Raw genomic sequence first — 21,643 nt, 5'->3', positions numbered from 1 at the left:
CGCAAAAGCGGCTTTAATCTATTTAGCGTTTGGCTGTTAAACGCTAAAGCTTGCACCACAACCACAGGTTGTTGTTGCATTTGGATTAGATACAAAAAAGCGTGCGCCTTCTAATCCTTCAGTGTAATCAACCTCACCATCAACCAAATATTGAATACTCATAGGATCAACAACTAGGGTTACACCATTTTTTACTATTTCTAAATCGCCGGGGTTTGCTTTTTCATCAAAAGTAAAACCATATTGAAAACCTGAACAACCACCGCCTGTGACATAAACACGCAGTTTTAGCTCTGGATTTTCTTCTTCGTCGATTAACTGTTTAACGCGAACAGCTGCTGCATCGCTGAACTTAATTGGTAATTCTTCTGACATTTTAAAACCCTCAATATCGTAATGGCGTGATTATCTAATACCCGAGTGTTTTAATCAAGTATAGTAAAACAACTCTTTACCCTAATCTAATGTCGCATGTATTATGAACTTGGCGTAGCTTTAACCAAGCTAAAAAAATTGATACAAAACTGAGCTCTAAAAAGATCTAATAGACTGATTGATTTGGATTTTAGGAGCATTTTGACTTTTCCGAATTATAATTAGTTCAATTTACGAACAATTTAATTACAATTTAATTACAATTTAAAACTTCTGTTAATCAATACTGCTTAGAAAGGGCTGCACATATTTGATATTTATGCGTCATGATCTCCTATTTATGGAAATAACCACACTACATGTATTCTACTCAGCCTAAAAATTAAACATACTGCTAAAAAGTCGATCATAACAGCTGCTATGATCGACTCCGTATTTTCAATGCTAATGCCTGTGTGCTACTTATTGAAATAGTATGATTTTTTATAAGCTATAAACATACCTAGCAAGATAAGTAGCATCGCTAATGAACCGCCACCACTACCGCTATCTGAATTAGCTTTTGCTGGAGTAATGATAGCTTTTACATTAACTTCCACCAGCTGTTCAGCTTGATCTTCACCATCAGAAACAATAAGTTTAAACACCAAAGTAGTATCTTGAGCTACGTCTGGTGCTGTAAAGTTAAGCGTATTTGTAGTTACCGAGTCTAGTTGAGTAAGAGCTCCCTGAACTTGCACCCATGAGTAGCTTAAGTCGCTAGACTCTTTGTCTGTGGCTTCAGCGATAATAACAACGTTATCACCTTCATTTACAGAATATGTACTCGCGAGTGTAATCTCTGGCAATTGGTTGATATGTAAAAACTTAACATTGTGCGTATACGTAAACTCTTCATAGCCATCATCAATAATAAGAGTAATTACACTATCAACACTTTGCGTTAATTCACCTACCGTAAGTGTCGCTATATCGAGTTCCGGTGTATTAATTGTCACGGCTTCGTTTGCAACAGACCAACTGTAGCTAATTATATCTCCGTCAGGGTCAATTGTGTTTGATGCATCTAAATTAAACGTTTCGAGTTCATTCATTTGATCCGGTAATTCAAGCGCTAAAACAGGTGCCTGATTCAAACTTTCTTGTGCAAGTTTTGCAACTAATTCCACAAATCCATTCTTTTGACCATCTAAATCAAATTCGCCACCATCAAGTACTTCAAAAGCTGTGCATTGCGAGCATATTTCTTGATAAACATTCCCTGTTAACTTAGGCACCGTTTTCCAACCTGAGATTGAAAGTAACCTAACTTGTAAATCCGAGCTCAATAACGCGTTATCTAACTGTGGTAGAGCAATTTCAACATAATCGGCTTCATTTGCTAATTCTACGTTTAGATTAACTAAGTCACTTTTAGCTTGAAAATGTGGCTCAAAAATATCTAAATCAGATAAGTGATTTTCAAGTTGTTGCTCATCAATTGTCAAACTATGGATAACATCACTGTTGCTCAAACGAGCAATAGTGCCAACACGAATTGAATTGAACTCATTGACGCTATGGAGTACTTTACCCGATTCTAAAATACCGATATTCATTATTGATGAATTATCTAAATAATCAGGGATCCCATCTCTGTCAGCGTCACTCATACCCTCTTCTATATCGGGAATACCATCACCATCAGTATCTATTAGTGGATCATTAAATACTACTTCATCAATAACAGGGATTGTCTGTGTAGTTGTCGCAACAACATCATCGTTTATCGTCGCTGAAAATGACAACTCAAATACATCCGAGCTAATACTTTTTGAATCAAAAGTCATTTCCCAACTCGTATCACTCAGCCTATAAAAATCTAAGTCACTGCCAGTGTTTTCGTTCAGCTGCGCATATTCAGGTGTAGTCCCCATTAACTTTACAACCACTGAAGTAGGCGAGTTACTTCGCTCTATCGATGTTACTACTTTATTATTTTGTTTATAAAGTAAAGAAATATAAGGCTCAATCAACTCGTCATGAAATAAAATTTTGCTTTGAGCTTTGTCGGTAACAAAAACGCTATAATTAGGCTCAAGCTCTAGCAGGGTTGAATTACCAATGAAGCTAGGATCTAGTTCAACTTCAATAGAGCCAGATTCATCTATACTAAATGATTTATAATTATTACCTGCTCGTAACTGAAAGCGAGCATAGCCTGTGGGGCTTTCGCCTGATATGTAAAGTTTAACAACTATTTTATGAATCGAATCAGAAAGCGTAAATGGTTGAATCGCGATCTCTGGGTATATTTGCACATTCACAACCCCGGATGCTTTATTTCCAGCTCCATCTTCAGCCGTAACAGCAACGTTAACTAAACCAGTACGAAAAACAAAATCATTATCTATTGTTACTGAACTCAGACCAGATACATTCTCACGAATGACATAACCGTTTAGTAGCTCATTTTTAATTCCATCAATTGTATTACCATAAAAATGAAGTGTACTATTTGCTTCAAAAATCGGTGCAACGGTGTCAACAATGAAGACGGTTTGCACAGCTTGAGTTTCATTCCCAGCCCTATCACGCGCAATCCATGTAACTTGGTGTTCACCTACATCAAACCTGCTTCCATTCGAAATGTAAACCTCTGGTGTAAAATAGCCATTGTCCACTACATCGGGTCTATAGAGATCAAGCAAATATGTGTATTCACGTTCAGCCTCAATCGTAACAGCGGATAAATCTGTAAAAGTAGGAGCTTGGTTCTCACCCTGAGTAGGGTCTGTTGGGGCACTATCTTCATTATCAATAACACCATCGCTGTCTGTGTCATTTGATTGAGGGTTTGTATTTAACTCAAACTCGATTAAATTAGTTAAGCCGTCGTAATCGTTATCATTGGATGCATCATAGCTATCAAGTACATTTAAACCATGCTCAAACTCCCAGTAATCGGGAATGCCATCATTATCGGTGTCTAGCGTCGGATCAACTTCAGAAATCCATTGCAATTGGTCTACAGCTAAAGCGAATTGTATATCGTGGTTTGGAATAAATGAGACTTTAATTATATTGAAACCGGCATTAATCGGAATTAGAAGTCTTGATTCATTAGTGAATAAATCGAGCTTATTACCATTGACAATAACTACAAAGACGCCAGAGTAAGAGTAAGAATAATCTAAATTCAAATAGCCTTGTTCAAACACACCAGCGAGTGCAAACCCAACTTGCTCACCTTGTTTTACGTCTATGATTGAAATGCTTTGAGCGCCGTCAGTAAACCAATTTTGATAAGCACTCCACTCCTTTTGACTATTCGCAAGGGGTGTTAAATAACTTGGTAATGAATTACCTTCAAAACTTTCACTTAAATTAGAGAATGTCGAAGGAATTGATTGTGAACTATCTGCTCGACTTTGTGCATAAAACTCTTGGTAATTTGAGTAACCATCATTATCGGTGTCGAGTAATGCATCCGTTGAATCTAGAGGTAATAATCCATTATCTACTTCGTAACCATCACTTAGCTCATCGTTATCTGTATCACCAAGATTAGGGTTTGTGCCTAATTCATACTCTTGCAAAGCACTTAAACCATCGTTATCTAAATCTAATTGCGCATCAGTACTGTCAAGGCGATCTAAAGCATATTTGACCTCCCAAACATCGGGTAACAGATCACCGTCTGAATCACGCATATCATCTAATGGTAAATATACAAAATTATCAATCCATACAGTATCCTGACCATAACTAGCAGAGCCGTCTTTACTATATTTAAAGCTAATATTTTGAACCCCCTCTTCAATCTCTAACAGCAGTGGGCCTTCTTTTAAAGAGGAATCTGATGCAAATATTCGTTGTTCATTTACATACACATGTAAATTATCACAGCAACTTTCAGATTCTATTTTAAAATCAAACAGTAAGTAACCCGACTTAAATAACCCCGTCACATCAAATTGGCTAATTTCATTATCAGATAATACTCCTGACCGAATACTTTGAGCACCATCAGTCGCAAAAGTTGTATCAATATACCATGGTGAATTACTCTGTTCATTATCCACTAGCCATGATGGTAGTTCGCTGCCTTCAAATGAATCCGTAATATCTAAATGCAAAGGGAAAGAGCTTATATCTTGTGGGTTTGTACCACTTATAAATTCGATTAAATTACTAAAACCATCGCCATCGTGATCACTCGTCGCATCACTAGGATCTGTTAGAGATAAACCGTTGTAAAACTCCCAACCGTCCGGCATTTTATCGCCATCAGTATCTGCGTTATTAGGTAAGCCTTGGTTTTCAAATTCCTGTAAATTTGACAGCCCGTCTTCATCATTATCGAGTAATGCATCACTTGAGTCATTAATATTTAAGCCGTGTTGCAATTCCCAATAATCAGCGATACCGTCTGCGTCAATGTCAGAAAACTCGTCGCCAATATAAATATTATCTATAAATACGGCATCTGAATCAGTTGATACGGACATATCTTTACTGTAAACAAAAGTTAACTTATTCAAACCAGCAGAAATTGCATGAGTAAATGTTTCCCATTGCAGTGAAACACCTGATTTATTTAAAACCAATTCATCGTTAATATAAACAGTGAAAAAATCAAAGTTTTCTTCTGAATTAATGTTGTAGTTAAAGTTTAAAAATTTGTCACTATCAATAAGTACTGAATATTCAACACTCGTTTGCTGGGAGTCGCCTATATCATTATTAGTTAATACAAAACTATTGGTCTCAACATCCTGCACTACTAACCAAGGAGTACTAGGTACAGATGAAATAAAGTTTTCTGGTACAAGTCCGTCATCAAAATTTATCGTGGTAGTGGATGGAACATCTGGTGTTGAGCTAGCATCAGATGGGTCAGAACCGGCTAAATATTCAATCAGGTTGCTTATTCCATCCCCATCTAAATCTAGTTGGCTATCACTCCCATCTAACGGATTAAGCTGATATGTAAGCTCCCAGTTGTCAGGCATCGTATCTAAATCTGAATCTGAACTTATAGGATTAGTATTGTGTTCATTTAATTCAGCAAAATCAGTTAACGTATCCCCATCGGAATCTTCGTTGTTAGGAAGAGTATTTGCATTGTATTCTTCCAAATTAGTTAGACCATCATTATCTAAATCAAGATCTGCATCACCTGCTGAGCTGGGGTCTAAATTGTAAACACGCTCCCAGTTATCATCCATTCCATCTAAATCACTATCGATGAACTGAATGTTATTACAGATAACACCAACAGCATTAAATGCATTAACAACATCACCTGCATTGTAGCGAAGGTCTATTGCTGTATTTATTGCACCACATGCGGCATCAATATAATCCGATGAAGAAATCCAATAGTTTTGATTGGCTTTAAGCATAATTTCAAATGCTTTTTTTGGATCCCAACCTTCACTTGTCGCTAGTAAGAAAAAAGCACGATTAAATACGCCACTACTAAAGTGCACATCCATTCCGTAGTAAAAATCATTAGCATGATCAATAGAGACACCATCATTAGAAGGTGTTTCAAAGTAACGTAAAGCAGTCGCTTGTTTCGTTATATCTGCGCCAGATAACCAATCAGTCTCGCCTCGAACAAAAAACTCAGCTGTTTCTCCTGCCATATCAGAAAATGACTCATTAATACCACCCGACTGATCAAAATACATCAAGTCTGAATTTTGATTTGTGAAACCATGGCTTACTTCATGAGAAACAATATCTAATGACACTAAAGGGTGAAATCGATCTGCCCCATCGCCAAATGTCATCGCATAGCCATTCCAAGTGGCATTTTCCCAGCCATTATCTTGATGAACACGCATTAACAATTTAAATGTTAATGGGGCCGTATTATACCATTGCTCATACATATCAAAAACAGCGGTACCAAACGCGTGCGCATCATTCAAAGGAGAATATGCACCATTTATTTCTTTATGAGTATTTCTATCACAAAGGAACGAAAATGCATCGACAGGTTCTTGGCCTGACTCCATTGTCACCGTCTTTACTTTGTCGTTTTCTAAAAAGCATGTTGTGCCATTTTGAGTAACTTCTAGCGCAGGGAAATCTGTCCCATATTCATACTGGCCAGTCTTCGTATTACCACCAGGTCCTGAAGCTTGCGCTTGTTGAATATTATTCCATACTTTAATTAGAGAATAATCTGACTCATCAATTAACGCTGCTGGTAGGCTCTCCAATGACTGATCATTAACAAACAATTCTATAAGTCGAACATAGCGCGCTTTACCATTATTTATGTAGATGTAACGATCATTACTCGTGATATCAAAACGCGAAGCTATATTTAGTTTTGACTTTGCTAATATTGCTTTAGCAGCATCTTCAGGCTTGAACTGATTATTTTTTGTTTTTTTAAGCTGTTCATCGCTGATGTTCTTGGCAAAAAAACCACTGATATGGTTTGTTTTATTTTGTACACTAATCTGCTGCCCCCAAATAGGAACCCCAGCGTAATACTGTTGCATCTTTTTAGATTTTTTAGATCCATTAATCCCTTTAGATAACATACTGTTATTTTTTGATATTTCAGAGAAATAAACTGGATTTATATTTTTTGAATTGCTTGTAGATGAATTATTAAGAAGTGCCGTCAATTCCACTTTATTTACAGGTGTAATTCTTTCAACAACAGCGCTATGGGCTACCATCGAGTTAAAAACACATAACGCAGTAATCCCTGCAGTTAATCCTTTATACATAAATTTCCTATGCTTAACGCATTATAATTAGTTTTTAATACCTTATATTAACAAAAGTAAACCATTTAAAAAATAAAAACGACTCATTTTAAGTTTACGAATAGTATCAACGAACACCACCATAAATATTAAAACTAATTTAACCTGAGCACTGTTCAAGTGACACACTAAAAAATTGAATTATATGATATTTTAATTTTTTTCCCTAGCCAGAGACTTTTATTACGAGTAGATTCTACGCAGTCAGCGCTAAAAGTAACCGCTTGAGATAGATTTATTATCCAAAGTTCAGGTTAATTTACATGTCAAAATATTTTTTCAGGCAAATTTTTGAAGGAAATAAAGTTAATTTAGTAGCAACTTCCTTATCAGTTATGTGAATCTATTTATGTTATTAATTTTACAAAATCACAAGGACTTAGTGGTTAGCATTTGCTAAACTGCTCGCTGAAAAATATGACGAGGAAATAATGCATGTGGCTTGAGCAACTCAGGCGTCGGCTGGCAAAACCTAAAACATCTGTACAATTATGCTTATTAGGCGTAGTTGCCGGATTGATTGCTGCATTTTTTATTATTTTATTTCGTTTAACTATTTTATTTTTCCAAAGCTTATTTTTAGAAACCCCTGACGACTTTACTACCCTACCCACTCTTGAACGTGTTTTAATGCCGCTAATAGCCGCACTATTAATTGCGTGTTTTGCTGCGTTTACTGGCTTTAAACATTACCGTTTAGGCATTCCTTTTGTTATTCACCGTATTAAGCGCCATTACGGACAAATGCCTCTTTATAATACGGTAAATCAGTTTGTTGGTGGTGCATTAGCACTTATAAGTGGTTTTTCGGTCGGCCGCGAAGGCCCTTCTGTTCATATGGGCGCCACTGGTGCAAGCATTTTAGCCGACAAGCTCCACTTACCTCATAACGCGATGCGTACATTAACGGGTTGTGGTGTTGCAGCTGGGATTGCTGCTTCATTTAATACCCCACTGGCAGCTGTTATCTTCGTAATGGAAGTAGTACTTAGGGAATATAAAGTACATATATTTGTGCCCATTATGCTTGCTGCGGTTACAGGTGCACTCGCTACTCAATTTGTTTTTGGTGAAGGCTCTGAACTTGCTCTTATTACAATAGCGCCACTTAGCGGTTGGCACTACCCATATTTAATATTGTGCGGCATGGCACTCGGTGCAATTGCATTTAGCTTTAATCAAAATTTAATGTTAATTATTAAAACATTTAAGCCTTTGAGTATGTTCCCTCGCCTATTGATTGCAGGCTGTATTGCCAGTTTAATTGCATACGCAGTACCACAAGCAATGGGGTCAGGTATGAGTGCAATTACCATTGCGGTAGAATCCCCTGAGAACGTAAAATTACTTACCACCATTTTAATTGCCAAATTACTTGCCACTTTATTTGCGATTGGTTTGGGTATTCCTGGTGGGTTAATTGGCCCAGTGATCGGACTTGGCGTATTAATTGGTACTCTTATGGCCTTTTGCGCACAATTTATTAGTCCTGGAACTGATATAGCAGGTACTTATGGGGTTTTAGGAATGGCGGGATTAATGGCTGCAACGTTGCATGCCCCATTAGCTGCTTTAACAACCGTTATGGAGCTAACATCATCGCCTGAGATTATTGTGCCTGCCATGCTTGTTATAACGACAGCCTATGTAACTGCATTACAATTTTTTGGAAATCGATCCATATTTTTACAGCAATTAGATTTTCAGGGACTTCCCTATCATGTATCTCCAGCCACAGAAGCGCTACAAAAAGTAGGGATAATGGATGACATGGACGAAAATTTCAAATTGCTATATTCAGATGATAAAGAACAAATAAAAAATACCCTTGATGCTATGGATAGCCAAACACCACTTATTGTATTTGATGAGGAGAATGGCTACAGGCTTGCTGAATACGATTTAAGTCTAATGTCTGATCAGGCCATCAATTTAAACTACATTAGCCTGCAGGGCATTAGTAGCCAAGCAACACTAGCCGATGCATTCGATATGTTAAAAGACAAAAGAAGTGGCGCACTGTACGTTTACAACCTTTTAGATAACCAACAAATTATGGGGCTTTTACGTTGGGACCAAATTCATCATATTTTGACCATTCGTAACAGCTTACTTTAAACAATAAGGATTATTATGAGCGCATTATTGATTTATAAAACACTCCACATATTTTTTATGATTGCGTGGTTTGCCGGTATTTTTTACTTACCTCGATTATTTGTATATCACGCCATGAGCGAAGAAAAGTCGTGTAACTCTATGCTTAAAGTTATGGAGCGCAGACTACTTTATTTTGTCACCCCATTTGCTGTTTTAACGGCTGTATTTGGAGTACTAACCATTGTTGAGTATGGTCGTGATTGGTTTAGATACAGCATGTGGCTACATTACAAACTTGTACTCGTTATTATTTTGTATATATACCACGGCTACTGTTTTAAATTATTGAGCGACTTTAAGCATGACCGAAACACTAAAACGGATCGTTTTTACCGAATTTTTAACGAGCTACCTGTTATTGCGCTACTCATAATTGTGGCATTAGCAGTAATAAAGCCTAGCTTGTGAAAACCTCTGGCTAGAGATGAATAAATTTAAATATCATTATTTCTCAATGTATTAGTGAGCAGCCCAACCAGAGTTCAGGTTAAGTCACATTTTAATTTTGTTTTAATACGCGCGATTGCGTGCCCCATTTTTTGGATTATCGCGCCCTTTTGAAAAACTAGGAATAACCCCATGTTAAGTTTCCAAGGTGAAAATATACTGTCTGTTAGTCAACTAGACAGGGACTGTATTGAACGCATTTTTGCAGTTGCTAAAAAAATGGAGCCTTATGCTAAAAAACAAAAACGTACCAACGTACTTGAAGGTGCTATTTTAGCTAACTTGTTTTTTGAGCCAAGCACACGAACACGTGTAAGCTTTGGTACAGCCTTTAACTTACTCGGTGGTTTAGTTCGTGAAACAACCGGTATGCAAAGCTCAGCCCTTGCAAAAGGGGAATCACTTTACGATACCGCACGTGTTATTTCAGCTTATGCTGATGCTGTCGCTATGCGTCACCCAGATTCTGGCTCGGTCAGTGAGTTTGCTACGGGTTGTAGCGTACCAGTAATTAATGGTGGCGATGGCCCAAATGAGCACCCCACTCAAGCCTTACTTGACTTACTCACTATTGAACGTGAACTCAGCCGTTTTGATCAAAACATTGATGGTATGCATATAGCCTTAGTGGGCGATTTAAAATATGGTCGCACCGTACACTCGCTTTCAAAACTATTGTGCCATTATAAAAATGTAAAATTTTCGATGGTTGCTCCCGATGGCTTACAAATGCCTGACTACATCTTAGACGCAGTAGATAACGCGGGTCATAAAATTGAATTGGTAGACAAGATGGAAGGCAATTTAGCGGCCGACATCGTTTATCAAACACGTATTCAAGAAGAACGCTTTCCTTCACAAGAAGAAGCAAATAAATACCGAGGTGGATTTAGAATTAGCCAATCAATTTACAGTGCACACTGTAAACCTAACTCTGTTCTTATGCATCCACTTCCGCGTGACAGTCGTATTGAGGCCAACGAGCTCGATAATGACTTAAACGCTAACGACAATTTAGCTATATTTCGCCAAGTACAAAATGGTGTATTAATTCGTATGGCACTGTTTGCTTTAACACTCGGCGTAGAAAACAAAGTTGAGAAGTATGAAGTAGACGTACCTTGGTTTAGCCGCAAACGCGATAGCTAAGCCACTTTTAAGTAACAATTTATAGGATTTTTCATGACAATTAGCCAAGACTTATTTGAACGCGCTCAAGCCTCTATTCCAGGTGGCGTAAATTCGCCAGTTCGTGCTTTTAATGGTGTAGGCGGTACGCCGCTATTTATTACAAAAGCAGAAGGTGCGTTTACATTTGACGCTGATGGTAATCGTTACATTGATTACGTTGGCTCTTGGGGGCCAATGATTATGGGGCATAACCACCCTGCGATTAAACAAGCCGTTCACGAAGCAGTAGAAAACGGCCTCAGTTATGGCGCGCCAACTGAAGCCGAAATTTTAATGGCTGAAAAAGTAAAAGAGCTAGTCCCATCAATCGAAAAAGTGCGTATGGTCAGCTCAGGTACTGAAGCAACTATGAGTGCAATTCGTTTGGCACGTGGTTTTACGGGTCGCGATAAAATATTAAAGTTTGAAGGGTGTTACCACGGCCATGCAGATTCGTTATTAGTTAAAGCAGGCTCTGGTGCACTAACAATGGGCGTACCGAACTCTCCAGGTATTCCAGAAGACTTTGCAAAGCATACGCTTACGGTATCGTTTAATAACTTAGATGAAGTAAAGGCTATTTTTGCAAAATACGCAGACGAAATTGCTTGTATTATTGTAGAGCCAGTAGCCGGTAACATGAACTGCATACCACCTGTGCCAGGCTTTTTAGAAGGTTTACGCGATGTGTGTGACGAATATAAATCAGTACTTATTTTTGATGAAGTAATGACGGGTTTTCGAGTGGCACTTGGCGGCGCACAAGCTTATTACAACATTAAACCAGATCTTACGTGTTTAGGTAAAGTTATTGGCGGCGGCATGCCCGTTGGCGCGTTTGGTGGTAAAACCGAAATAATGGATTACATTGCACCTGTTGGCCCTGTATATCAAGCGGGCACTCTTTCTGGTAACCCTATCGCAATGGCTGCTGGTTTAAAATCACTGGAGCTATTAAGTGAGCCAGGCCTGCACGATAAGCTAGAAGCAATTTCAAAAGCAATTTGTGAAGGATTTGAAGCAGGCGCTAAAAAAGCAGGTATTGCGTTAACGACTAATTACGCAGGCGGGATGTATGGATTCTTTTTTACCGATGCGGAAAAAGTAACAACCTACAAACAAGCAACTGAATGTGACTTAGAGCGTTTTAAACGTTTTTTCCACCTTATGCTTGAAGAAGGTGTTTACTTAGCACCATCTGCGTTTGAGGCCGGTTTTGTATGTGCTGCACACTCTGTTCAGGAAGTAAAAGAGACCATCGCAGCTGCCGAACGCTCATTTGCCAAACTGTAACTTAAAAATTACTTTTGTATTAATTAAACGCCTGTTTTTAATACGTATAATTAATATAAATGATTAAAAAAAGCCCAAAAGGGCTTTTTTTATTTGTAAAGTAATTTAAATGAATGATAATTAACCTTAACAAGGTCTAGTTAGCATTAATTCCCTATTCAATAATACAAGAGAGTCTTATGTCAGGATTACGACAATTCACAGCACCTGCCACCAGGCTAATGGCTAATTTAAAGTACAAAACAAAAATTAGCCTTACATTTGGTATATTGTTAGTTCCTCTTGCTATTAGTTTGTTTTTTCTAGTGTCGCTATTAAGTGATAGCATTAACGTATCTAAAATGCAGCAGCAAGGCTTAAAAGGTTATCAAGCCATACTTAATAATCAAATGCTTGGAACAAGCAGTAAAAATATAAAAGTTGCTCGCGAACTAGGCTTCACAATAAAAGATGGTCAAGCTGATGATGTGCTAGAACTTGTTTCAATTGAGTCTAATTTAGCACTTGATAGCCAACTTGCCAGTGCTTATGTAAATCGCGCATTAGTCACCCCGATCCCTGCACTTATAATGCAAATAAATTTAACGACCGAAAGCGCAAATACAGTACTAACCAGTAACCGATTTACACCCGATACATTTATTGCTCTCTCCAATCTTAGTAAGTCATTGCCTCTGTATGAAAAGCAATTAGAAAAAACTTTAACCGTAGCAACTGCAGCAGACAAATCAGTTAGTAAAATACTTACCCCTGCTCTACAGCAACTACAAGAAACTGTGTATGCATTCAAAAATGCGATAGACAAAAAGTTACTTGAGCCAGATGATATAGAACTAAGTAAAAGTAAATTTGAACAGCTAACAAATGATGTTAATAACAGTATCAGTACATTGATAAATAAGAGTATTCCAACTCTAGAATCTTTAGTTGAAAATAAACTGAAAACGCAACAATGGACACGTAACATTGTATTAGCTGCTTCAGTTTGTAGCTTAATTTTTGCCTTTTATTTAATGGTCGGCTTCTACTTTGCTGTGGTTGATACTATAAACCGCTTCGCTGAAGCCGCAAATAAAGCTGCTAATGGGGATTTAAAAGCAATTCTTCACTCAACTGGTAGTGATGAAATGAGTATTATTGCTTCGAGATATAATGCTTTGTTAAATGCATTCTCGCATTTATTGTCAGATGTAAAGGCAAGTACGGTAGAACTGTGTGATGCCACAAAATCACTATCGCATGCAAGTAGCCAAACAAGTGACGATGTTACTAAACAACAAACACGTGTAAATGCTATCCATAATGCTTTAAGTGATATGGCACAAACTGCACATACTGTTGAAGAGTCAGCTCACCAAGCGACACTGACAGCTCAAGATGCCGCTTCACATGTAAAACAAGGCTCAGACAATACAATGGAGCTGGCTAAATATATGCAAGACTTGCAAATTGAATTTGCAGAAAGCCAGCAAGCACTCGACAGATTAGCGCAAGATAGCCAAGAAATAAGTAAAGTAAGTAAAGGGATTAGTGAAATCGCCGATCAAACTAATTTATTAGCCCTTAATGCCGCTATTGAAGCAGCTAGAGCTGGTGAACATGGTCGAGGATTTGCTGTTGTAGCTGATGAAGTAAGAACCTTAGCGCAGCGCACACAAACACAAACCCAAGAAATTCATCAAATTATTAGCTCATTGCAACAAGCTTCTGACGACACACAACAGAAAATGCGTTCAAGTGTTGAGAAGATGGAACAATCAGTAAAAGCAGCCAACCAAACCAACGAAGTATTGCAAAGTGCAGAACAAAGCATGGGTGATATTAAACATCAGGGCGAAGTTATTGCAGAACGAGTTAAACAGCAATCAAATGCTACAACACAAGCATTAAATGACTCGCAAGCGGTCAGTAACTTAGCGGATCAAACCTTGATCTCGGCACAATCAACACTTCAGGATGCCCAGCAGTTAAGCCGTTTATCTAATGACCTAACTAAGTCTATGAGCTTTTTTAAATCATAATTAATTGACTTTAATTCACAACAAAGCCGCTAAATAAGCGGCTTTGTTGTTTAAGGTAGTCTTAGATTAACGAATGCATTGTGGTCTTGGCTCAAACTCACTCGCTCTAAGCGGTAGCTGAATCACCTTGCCACATCCTGGTGGCGCTTGCTTACCCGTTTGCTCATTTACAAATGCCCAGCGTATTGATGGCGGACGAGTATCAGCTATTGCTTGTGGGTTAAGTGGCTTTAGGTAACGTATATAGGCTTCAAGCGCTCCCACACTGCCTGTTAACCCCGTACTTTTGTTGTCGTCTCGACCAAGCCACGCAACAGTCACTGTATTTTGATCAAAGCCTGCAAACCAGCTATCACGTAAATCATTACTGGTTCCAGTTTTACCTGCTAGTTGAATTGACGGGAAGTGTAAATTTAAGCGTTTAGCTGTGCCGTCTTTCGTTACGCGCTTCATTGCGTACTTAGTCATGTACATTGCTGATTTATCAAAACGAGGCTCTGCATTTACTTGATGCTTATAAAGTACTTTACCAACCGAGTCAGTTAATGCCGAAATTGCAGTGAGCTTTTTATATTCGCCATCAGCAGCAATTGTTGTATAAAGCTGAGCGACTTCAAGACTCGACATTTCAACAGCTCCTAAAAGCAGAGACGGGTATTCGTCTATAGACCCGGTAGCACCTAACCCTTTTAATGTTTTTGCCACTTGATCAACACCTACATCAAGCCCTAAATTTACTGCAGGAATATTAATACTGTTACTAAATGCTTTGTAAAGAGGCATTGCACCACGGTATTGATGATCAAAGTTCTCAGGCTGCCACACTTTCCCTTGCTCATTTGTTACTTGCAACGGTGAATCATCAAGCAGTGTTGATAAATTATAACGTGGTAACTGAAGCGCCGTTAAATACACGGCTGGTTTAACTAACGAGCCTATATTACGTTTTGTATCTAAAACACGATTAAACCCTGAGTAACGTACATCGCGCCCAGCAACAAGTGCCGATACACCGCCTTTTTCGACATTAACTGAAATCATGGCGGCTTCTAATTTTTCAGTTTTTGGGCGTTTTTCTAAATACGGTAAGCTCTTTTCAATAGATTCTTCCATTGCTGTTTGTTTTTGTAGATCAAAATAGGTAAACACCCTAACACCTGCATCTAGTGTTTGTTGATCTGGCAACAATTTATTTAGCTCCCTGTTTACTAACTCTAAATAGCCCGGATAGGATTTTTGCAAACTAGCTTTCATTGGTGCAATATCAATTGGACGTTTAAGTGATGCGCGATATTCTTTTGTACTAAGCAGTTTACTTTCAACCATAAGGCGAAGTACTAAATCACGGCGCTCCATTGTGCGCTCTTTGTAACGACGAGGATTGTAATAAGAAGGGCCTTTAACCATTGCCACCAGCAGAGCAATTTGATCGTACTCAAGCTCGTCTACAGGCTTTGAAAAGTAAAAGTCAGAGGCAAGCCCCATCCCATGAACACCTTGGTTGTATGACTGCCCTAAATAGACTTCATTTAAATAAGCTTCAAGAATCTGATCTTTTGAATAACGATAATCTAAAATAAGTGCAATGAATGCCTCATTTATTTTTCGCATTAAAGAACGCTCACGCGTTAGGTAAATATTTTTAGCTAACTGCTGGGTAAGTGTGCTACCTCCTTGCACTGTACGCCCAGCTCTAATATTAGTATAAAGTGCACGTAAAATAGAAAAAACAGATACACCATGGTGTTCATAAAAATTACGATCTTCAACAACGAGTAAAGTATCTTTTAACATTGCCGGAAACTTATCCAATGGCACAAATTCTCTATCTTGTTTAGAATCGTTACCAATGCGGGCTATTTGCACCGGTTCTAAGCGAGCACTATTTAAACGCCTACCAAACTTATCTTTAATAGTAGCCACTTTTTGCCCTGAAAAACGAAGTTCAATAATATGGGACTCTTCAAGGCCATCATAAAATTCAAAATCACGACGATAAATTTTGATGCTATTTGCAGTCTTAACAAACTGCCCTGTTCGACTCAGCCTATTAACTGATGAGTAATTTAAACGCTCTAGCTCAAACACTACTTCCTGACTTGATAAAAACTGCCCCGGATAAAACTCCATTGAACGAGCATAAACCTGCGCTGGTAACTGCCATTTATTACCTTCAAATATACGTGTTGTTTTTGAATCTAAATAAATTAAATACATTGCCATAGCAATGAAAACAGCCAAGCTTAATTTCCAAAACACTGACCATGTTTTTCGCATAAAAGAGCGTTTAACAGTGGATTTAACTGTTTTTTTACGCCCCTTTGAGGTGCTTTTTTTTGTTGTGCTTGATGATTTTCTTGCACGTTTAGCTGCAGGTTTGCTGGTAGGTGTTTTGTTATTGTCGGCCATTTAAGTATAATTTATTCCAAGGGTTATTCACGAGTGTGAGCTTAGCATATTGGGCATACCCTAACATCCGAAAAGTTAACCCCCCCTGAAACAAAAAAAGCCCTACCGAAGTAGGGCTTTGTGTAAACACACTATTATTTAAATAAACTATTAGCTATTTCGAACAGAAACAAATTCTGGGTAGGCTTCAATACCACAATCGTGTTGATCCATACCATTTAACTCTTCTTCTTCTGTTACACGTATACCCATCGTTTTGTTAAGCACAGTCCAAACAATAAATGATGCTACAAATACAAAGGCAAGAATACACACTAGACCAATTAACTGATTAACAAAGCTTGCATCACCATTAGTTAGCGGTACTAACATAATACCTAATGCACCACACACACCGTGTACAGAGATAGCACCAACTGGATCGTCAATCTTAACTTTATCAAGTGCTATAATGCTAAACACAACTAATGAGCCACCAAGTAAACCTAGTAAACATGCCATTAATGGAGAAGGTGAAAGTGGGTCAGCAGTAATTACAACTAAACCTGCTAATGCACCGTTTAATACCATGGTTAAATCTGATTTGCCCCAAAGTATCTTACATACAAACAGTGCAGCAATAGCACCCATTGCAGCAGCTGCATTAGTATTAAGTAATATTTGACCTACCGCAGTTGCGTTTTCTTTATCCGAAAGTAGTAATTGAGAACCACCGTTAAAGCCAAACCAGCCCATCCATAAAATAAATGTACCGAGTGTAGCAAGTGGTAAGTTTGAACCTGGAATTGGGTATATTTCACCGTTTTTACCATATTTGCCTTTACGAGCACCTAGGATTAATACACCAGCTAGTGCAGCAGCTGCACCTGCGCCATGTACAATTGCAGAACCTGCAAAATCTACAAAGCCCATTTCAGATAAGAAACCACCACCCCATGTCCAGTAACCTTCAACAGGGTAGATAAAGCCAGTAAGTACTACAGCAAAGCCAAGGAAAGCCCATAGCTTCATACGCTCAGCAACTGCACCCGATACAATCGACATAGCCGTTGCAACAAATACTACTTGGAAGAAAAAGTCAGATTCTAAAGAATGGTCAGCATCAGCAGCTTGTGTGCCAATTAAAGCGCCTATTGAAGGAATAAAACCACCTTCGGCATTGTCTACATACATAATGTTGTAGCCAACTAATAAAAACATCGTACATGCAATTGAATATAGCGCGACATTTTTAGTTAAAATTTCAGCTGTGTTTTTAGAGCGAACTAAACCCGCTTCTAACATGGCAAAACCTGCTGCCATCCACATTACTAATATACCTGATATTAAAAAATAGAAGGTATCGAGTGAAAATTTTAGTTCTATTATTGTATTTTCCATGATTCCCCCTTAAATCGCTTCTTCGTCAAGTTCGCCAGTACGGATACGGACAATTTGATCTAGGTCGTACACAAAAATCTTACCATCACCGATTTTACCTGTTGATGCAATTTTAGTAATTGCTTCAACAACGCGTTGACAATTTTCAGTACGAGTTGCAATTTCAAGTTTGATCTTAGGAATAAAATCTACTTGGTATTCAGCTCCACGATACAATTCTGTATGACCTCGTTGACGTCCAAAACCTTTAACATCAACTACTGTCATCCCCTCAATTCCTAAATCAGCGAGTGCTTCACGCACGTCGTCTAATTTAAATGGTTTTATGATTGCACTAATCATTTTCATAGCGGCCCCCTCGGACTCTTTATTGTTATCCTGTTAGCCAATACAATCCAACCTTTGTGCCACTATTTTATAGTATTATTAAACAATAACTTAACTAAAAAACCAAAAAAAAAGACAAAAAAAACGCACCATTTAGGTGCGTTTTTTTAACAAGCCAGCTACATTGGTGCATTAGATGATTCTGCACCAATTAAAAGCAATAATGCATTTATACAATACAGTTGCGTCCTCTATTTTTAGCTTCGTATAAAGCAGTGTCTGCAACGCGCATTGCATCGCTTAAGCTGGTGTTTTGAAATTCGGCTAAACCAATACTAGTAGTAATAGTGAATGACCGATCGCTGATAGAAAAATCATACATTGCCATTTTCTTTCTAAATGCTTCGAGATATTCGCGCCCTCTAGCTAGCCCTATATCAGGTAAAATAATGGCAAATTCCTCCCCCCCAACTCTCGCAACAGTAAAGTTAGCAAATGCAGAACGAATCAGTGCTCCTACTTGCTTTAACGCTTGATCACCACCTTCGTGTCCTAATGTATCGTTTATGTTTTTGAAAAGATCGATATCGAGTAAAGCTAAGGTGTTATTTTGATTTTTAGTTTTTAATAATTTTTCTGCATATTGATAAAAATAACGTCGATTATAAAGACCCGTTAAATGATCTCTAAAAGCACTCTCTTTGATATCTGCAATTAACGAAAGCTGTTCCATTGTTTGTAACACCCGACAATGAAACTCTTCATTCATAAACGGTTTTGTTAAAAAATCGTTCGCGCCATATTTGATAAAGCGGGCTGATAAACCATGTTTTCCAGCCCCCGATAATCCTATAATCGCTAAATCATCACGGCCTCTAAAATTTCGCACCGCTTTAACTAGTTCAAAACCATCCATTGTAGGCATTGCATAGTCAGTCATCAGTAACTTAATGTCAGGGTCTGCCTTTAATATATCAAGCGCTTGTTGGCCATCGTGTGCCGCTGTTACATCAAATAATTGCTTTTCGAGCATTTGCTTCATCAAGGAACGACTCAATACAGAATCATCTGCGATTAATGCTTTACACCCTTGGTTTCGCAGAAGCTGTGCTACCAACTTCACCGCGTAGTGGTATGAATCGCGATTATCTTTTATTACGTAATCGACAACCCCTAACTCAAGCATTTGCTGGCGTTTATATTCATCAATTTTTGAAGTCAGTACAACGGTTGGGATTTTTTTAGATAAGGTATATTTTGCAACTTCCCCGTTCGGTGCATCAGGCAACGTTAAGTCTACAAGAGCAAGTGAGTATTTATGTTTTTCAACATTCGCTTCACATTCAGCTAAAGACCAAGCGAAATCGACAGTAACATCTAAATAATGTGCAGTTAAGTGGCGTAGAACCTGCTGTACTACTTTACTGTCTTCGACCACTAATACTCTTTGCATAGACCCTTCTCTTAACTTCTGATTAATTTTGCGGTATAGCCGCAAGTACAAAATATCACCACTTCATTCTCACGGTATAAAATCATACAAAAGAGTCAATGATAAGCTGGCACGTAAATATACCGGATTTTTATAAGTAGCTAAATAAATAAATTATAAATTAACCTAAAAGCACATTATTACTTATTCAACCAAAAATATCGGTCACTAGTCTCAATATTTTTGTTATTTAGCTAGTAATTGCTTTTAATAGCCTATCAACAATAATAAGGATACCTCATGACGCTTTGTCGGATTATCAGTTTACCAATCGCTATTATCACCTTAGTCCTCAGTACTGCCTCACTTGCAGATAACCAACGCCGTATAGATGTCGACAGTAAAGTAATTACTCAACACAAAGCCAAAATTAACGGCCAACGTTTTGGCTATACAGTTGCCACAGGTACGCAACCTGTGTGGGATGATAAAGGCGATGCGATTGCAACGCTTCAATATACCTACTATACCCGTGACAAAGTAGACGACAGAACAACTCGCCCACTACTCATTTCTTTTAATGGTGGGCCCGGCTCTGCATCAGTATGGATGCACCTTGCCTATACTGGACCTAGAGTATTAAAAATTGATGACGAAGGTTACCCTATTCAGCCTTATGGCGTAAAAGATAATCCTTACTCAGTGCTTGATATTGCCGATATTGTTTATGTAAACCCGGTAAATACCGGTTATTCTCGCGTACTTGAAAATGAGAAAGGCGAACTCCTTTCTAAAGCAAAGCAAAAAGAGCTATTTTTTGGTGTAAATGCCGATATTAAATACCTTGCTGAATGGTTAAATACTTTTGTAAATAGAGCAGAGCGCTGGCGCTCGCCTAAATTTTTAATTGGCGAAAGCTATGGCACAACACGTGTATCGGGTTTAGCTCATGAGCTTCAAAACAGTCAGTGGATGTATATTAACGGTGTTGTACTCGTATCACCTACCGATATTGGTATTAAGCGCGATGGCCCAATAAAAGCTGCCAACCGCCTACCTTACTTCGCTGCAACTGCTTGGTATCACAAAGCACTTAAAGCCGATTTACAAGCTAAAGACTTAGACGAGCTATTACCAGAAGTTGAGCTGTTTACTGTAAATGAGTTAATCCCAGCTCTTGCTAAAGGTGGCTTTATTAATGCAGATGAAAAACGTCGTATAATTACAAAAATGGCGCACTATGCTGGCTTGTCAGAAAAATTTGTTGAGCAAAATAACTTAGATATTCCAACCCAGTTTTTCTGGAAAGAATTACTACGTGAACGTGGTCAAACTTTAGGGCGTCTAGACTCTCGCTATTTGGGGATGGATAAACGAGGCGCAGGTGAGTCTCCTGATTACTGGGCTGAACTTACGTCATGGTTACACTCTTTTACCCCTGCAATTAATTACTACTTACGTGAAGAGTTAAACTATAAAACAGATGTAAAATATAACTTATTCGGTAATGTTCACCCTTGGGATAGAACGGGTAACAATACTGGCGAAAACCTTCGTTTGGCAATGGCGCAAAACCCTTATTTAAACGTCATGATCCAATCAGGGTACTTTGATGGCGCAACCAATTACTTTGATGCTAAATACACGTTATGGCAGTTAGATCCTAGCGGAAAAATGAGGGAACGTTTGAGTTTTAAGGGCTATAGAAGCGGGCACATGATGTACCTTCGCCATGCTGATCTAGAAAGCTCTAATAATGACCTGCGTAACTTTATTAAAAATGCCTTGCCTAAAGAAGGCCAAGCCGCAAAATACTAATCTCTAAATTTACTAGAGGTGGCTCTTATTGAGCC

12 protein-coding genes are annotated in these 21,643 nt (G+C 38.2%); 6 read left to right on the top strand and 6 right to left on the bottom strand.

Annotation, left to right across the window (positions count from 1 at the left end; genetic code table 11):
• Positions 1-36 precede the first annotated feature (36 nt).
• Together erpA and DC53_RS13505 are read right to left on the bottom strand one after the other, a co-directional pair.
• Positions 37-375, bottom strand: coding sequence for an iron-sulfur cluster insertion protein ErpA (gene erpA, locus DC53_RS13500; protein ID WP_007376119.1), 339 nt, complete (start codon positions 373-375; stop codon positions 37-39).
• Positions 376-833: 458 nt separating this feature from the next.
• Positions 834-7,112, bottom strand: coding sequence for a M4 family metallopeptidase (locus DC53_RS13505; RefSeq protein ID WP_033028964.1), 6,279 nt, complete (start codon positions 7,110-7,112; stop codon positions 834-836).
• A gap of 474 nt (positions 7,113-7,586) precedes the next feature.
• Here DC53_RS13505 and DC53_RS13510 point away from each other — a divergent pair, with 474 nt between their 5' ends.
• The 5 genes from DC53_RS13510 (at position 7,587) to DC53_RS13530 (ending at position 14,242) form a co-directional block, all read left to right on the top strand.
• A complete protein-coding gene (locus DC53_RS13510; protein WP_007376117.1) occupies positions 7,587-9,269 on the top strand; it encodes a chloride channel protein in 1,683 nt (560 codons plus the stop codon).
• A gap of 15 nt (positions 9,270-9,284) precedes the next feature.
• Positions 9,285-9,719: a CopD family protein gene (locus DC53_RS13515; RefSeq protein ID WP_007376116.1), complete on the top strand. Its 435-nt coding sequence runs from the start codon at positions 9,285-9,287 to the stop codon at positions 9,717-9,719.
• A 171-nt stretch (positions 9,720-9,890) separates the two neighbouring features.
• A complete protein-coding gene (locus tag DC53_RS13520) occupies positions 9,891-10,907 on the top strand; it encodes an aspartate carbamoyltransferase (protein WP_007376115.1) in 1,017 nt (338 codons plus the stop codon).
• 33 nt (positions 10,908-10,940) lie between these two features.
• Entirely contained in the window at positions 10,941-12,221 is a 1,281-nt protein-coding gene (gene hemL, locus DC53_RS13525; protein ID WP_008133947.1) for a glutamate-1-semialdehyde 2,1-aminomutase, read from the top strand.
• A 179-nt stretch (positions 12,222-12,400) separates the two neighbouring features.
• Positions 12,401-14,242, top strand: coding sequence for a methyl-accepting chemotaxis protein (locus DC53_RS13530; protein ID WP_033023282.1), 1,842 nt, complete (start codon positions 12,401-12,403; stop codon positions 14,240-14,242).
• Positions 14,243-14,308: 66 nt separating this feature from the next.
• Here the strand turns inward: DC53_RS13530 and mrcB are convergent, their stop codons facing one another.
• From mrcB to DC53_RS13550, 4 genes are all read right to left on the bottom strand, one after another.
• Positions 14,309-16,651, bottom strand: a complete 2,343-nt coding sequence (gene mrcB, locus DC53_RS13535) for a penicillin-binding protein 1B (RefSeq protein WP_033028963.1) — start codon at positions 16,649-16,651, stop codon at positions 14,309-14,311.
• A 150-nt stretch (positions 16,652-16,801) separates the two neighbouring features.
• Positions 16,802-18,031 (bottom strand): ammonium transporter, encoded by a 1,230-nt coding sequence (locus tag DC53_RS13540; RefSeq protein ID WP_033015526.1) that lies wholly within the window; start codon positions 18,029-18,031, stop codon positions 16,802-16,804.
• A 9-nt stretch (positions 18,032-18,040) separates the two neighbouring features.
• Positions 18,041-18,379, bottom strand: a complete 339-nt coding sequence (locus tag DC53_RS13545) for a P-II family nitrogen regulator (RefSeq protein WP_004587162.1) — start codon at positions 18,377-18,379, stop codon at positions 18,041-18,043.
• A 208-nt stretch (positions 18,380-18,587) separates the two neighbouring features.
• Entirely contained in the window at positions 18,588-19,811 is a 1,224-nt protein-coding gene (locus DC53_RS13550; RefSeq protein WP_007376108.1) for a response regulator, read from the bottom strand.
• Between the two features lie 279 nt (positions 19,812-20,090).
• Here DC53_RS13550 and DC53_RS13555 point away from each other — a divergent pair, with 279 nt between their 5' ends.
• The gene (locus tag DC53_RS13555; protein WP_008134559.1) at positions 20,091-21,608 is read left to right on the top strand and encodes a S10 family peptidase; all 1,518 of its coding nucleotides are present in this window, start codon (positions 20,091-20,093) and stop codon (positions 21,606-21,608) included.
• The last annotated feature ends 35 nt before the right edge of the window (positions 21,609-21,643 follow it).

Source organism: Pseudoalteromonas fuliginea (genome assembly GCF_000690055.1).
GTDB lineage: Bacteria > Pseudomonadota > Gammaproteobacteria > Enterobacterales > Alteromonadaceae > Pseudoalteromonas > Pseudoalteromonas fuliginea.
The sequence above is the reverse complement of the archived record's forward strand: the minus strand, read 5'-3'. Positions and strand labels throughout refer to the sequence as shown.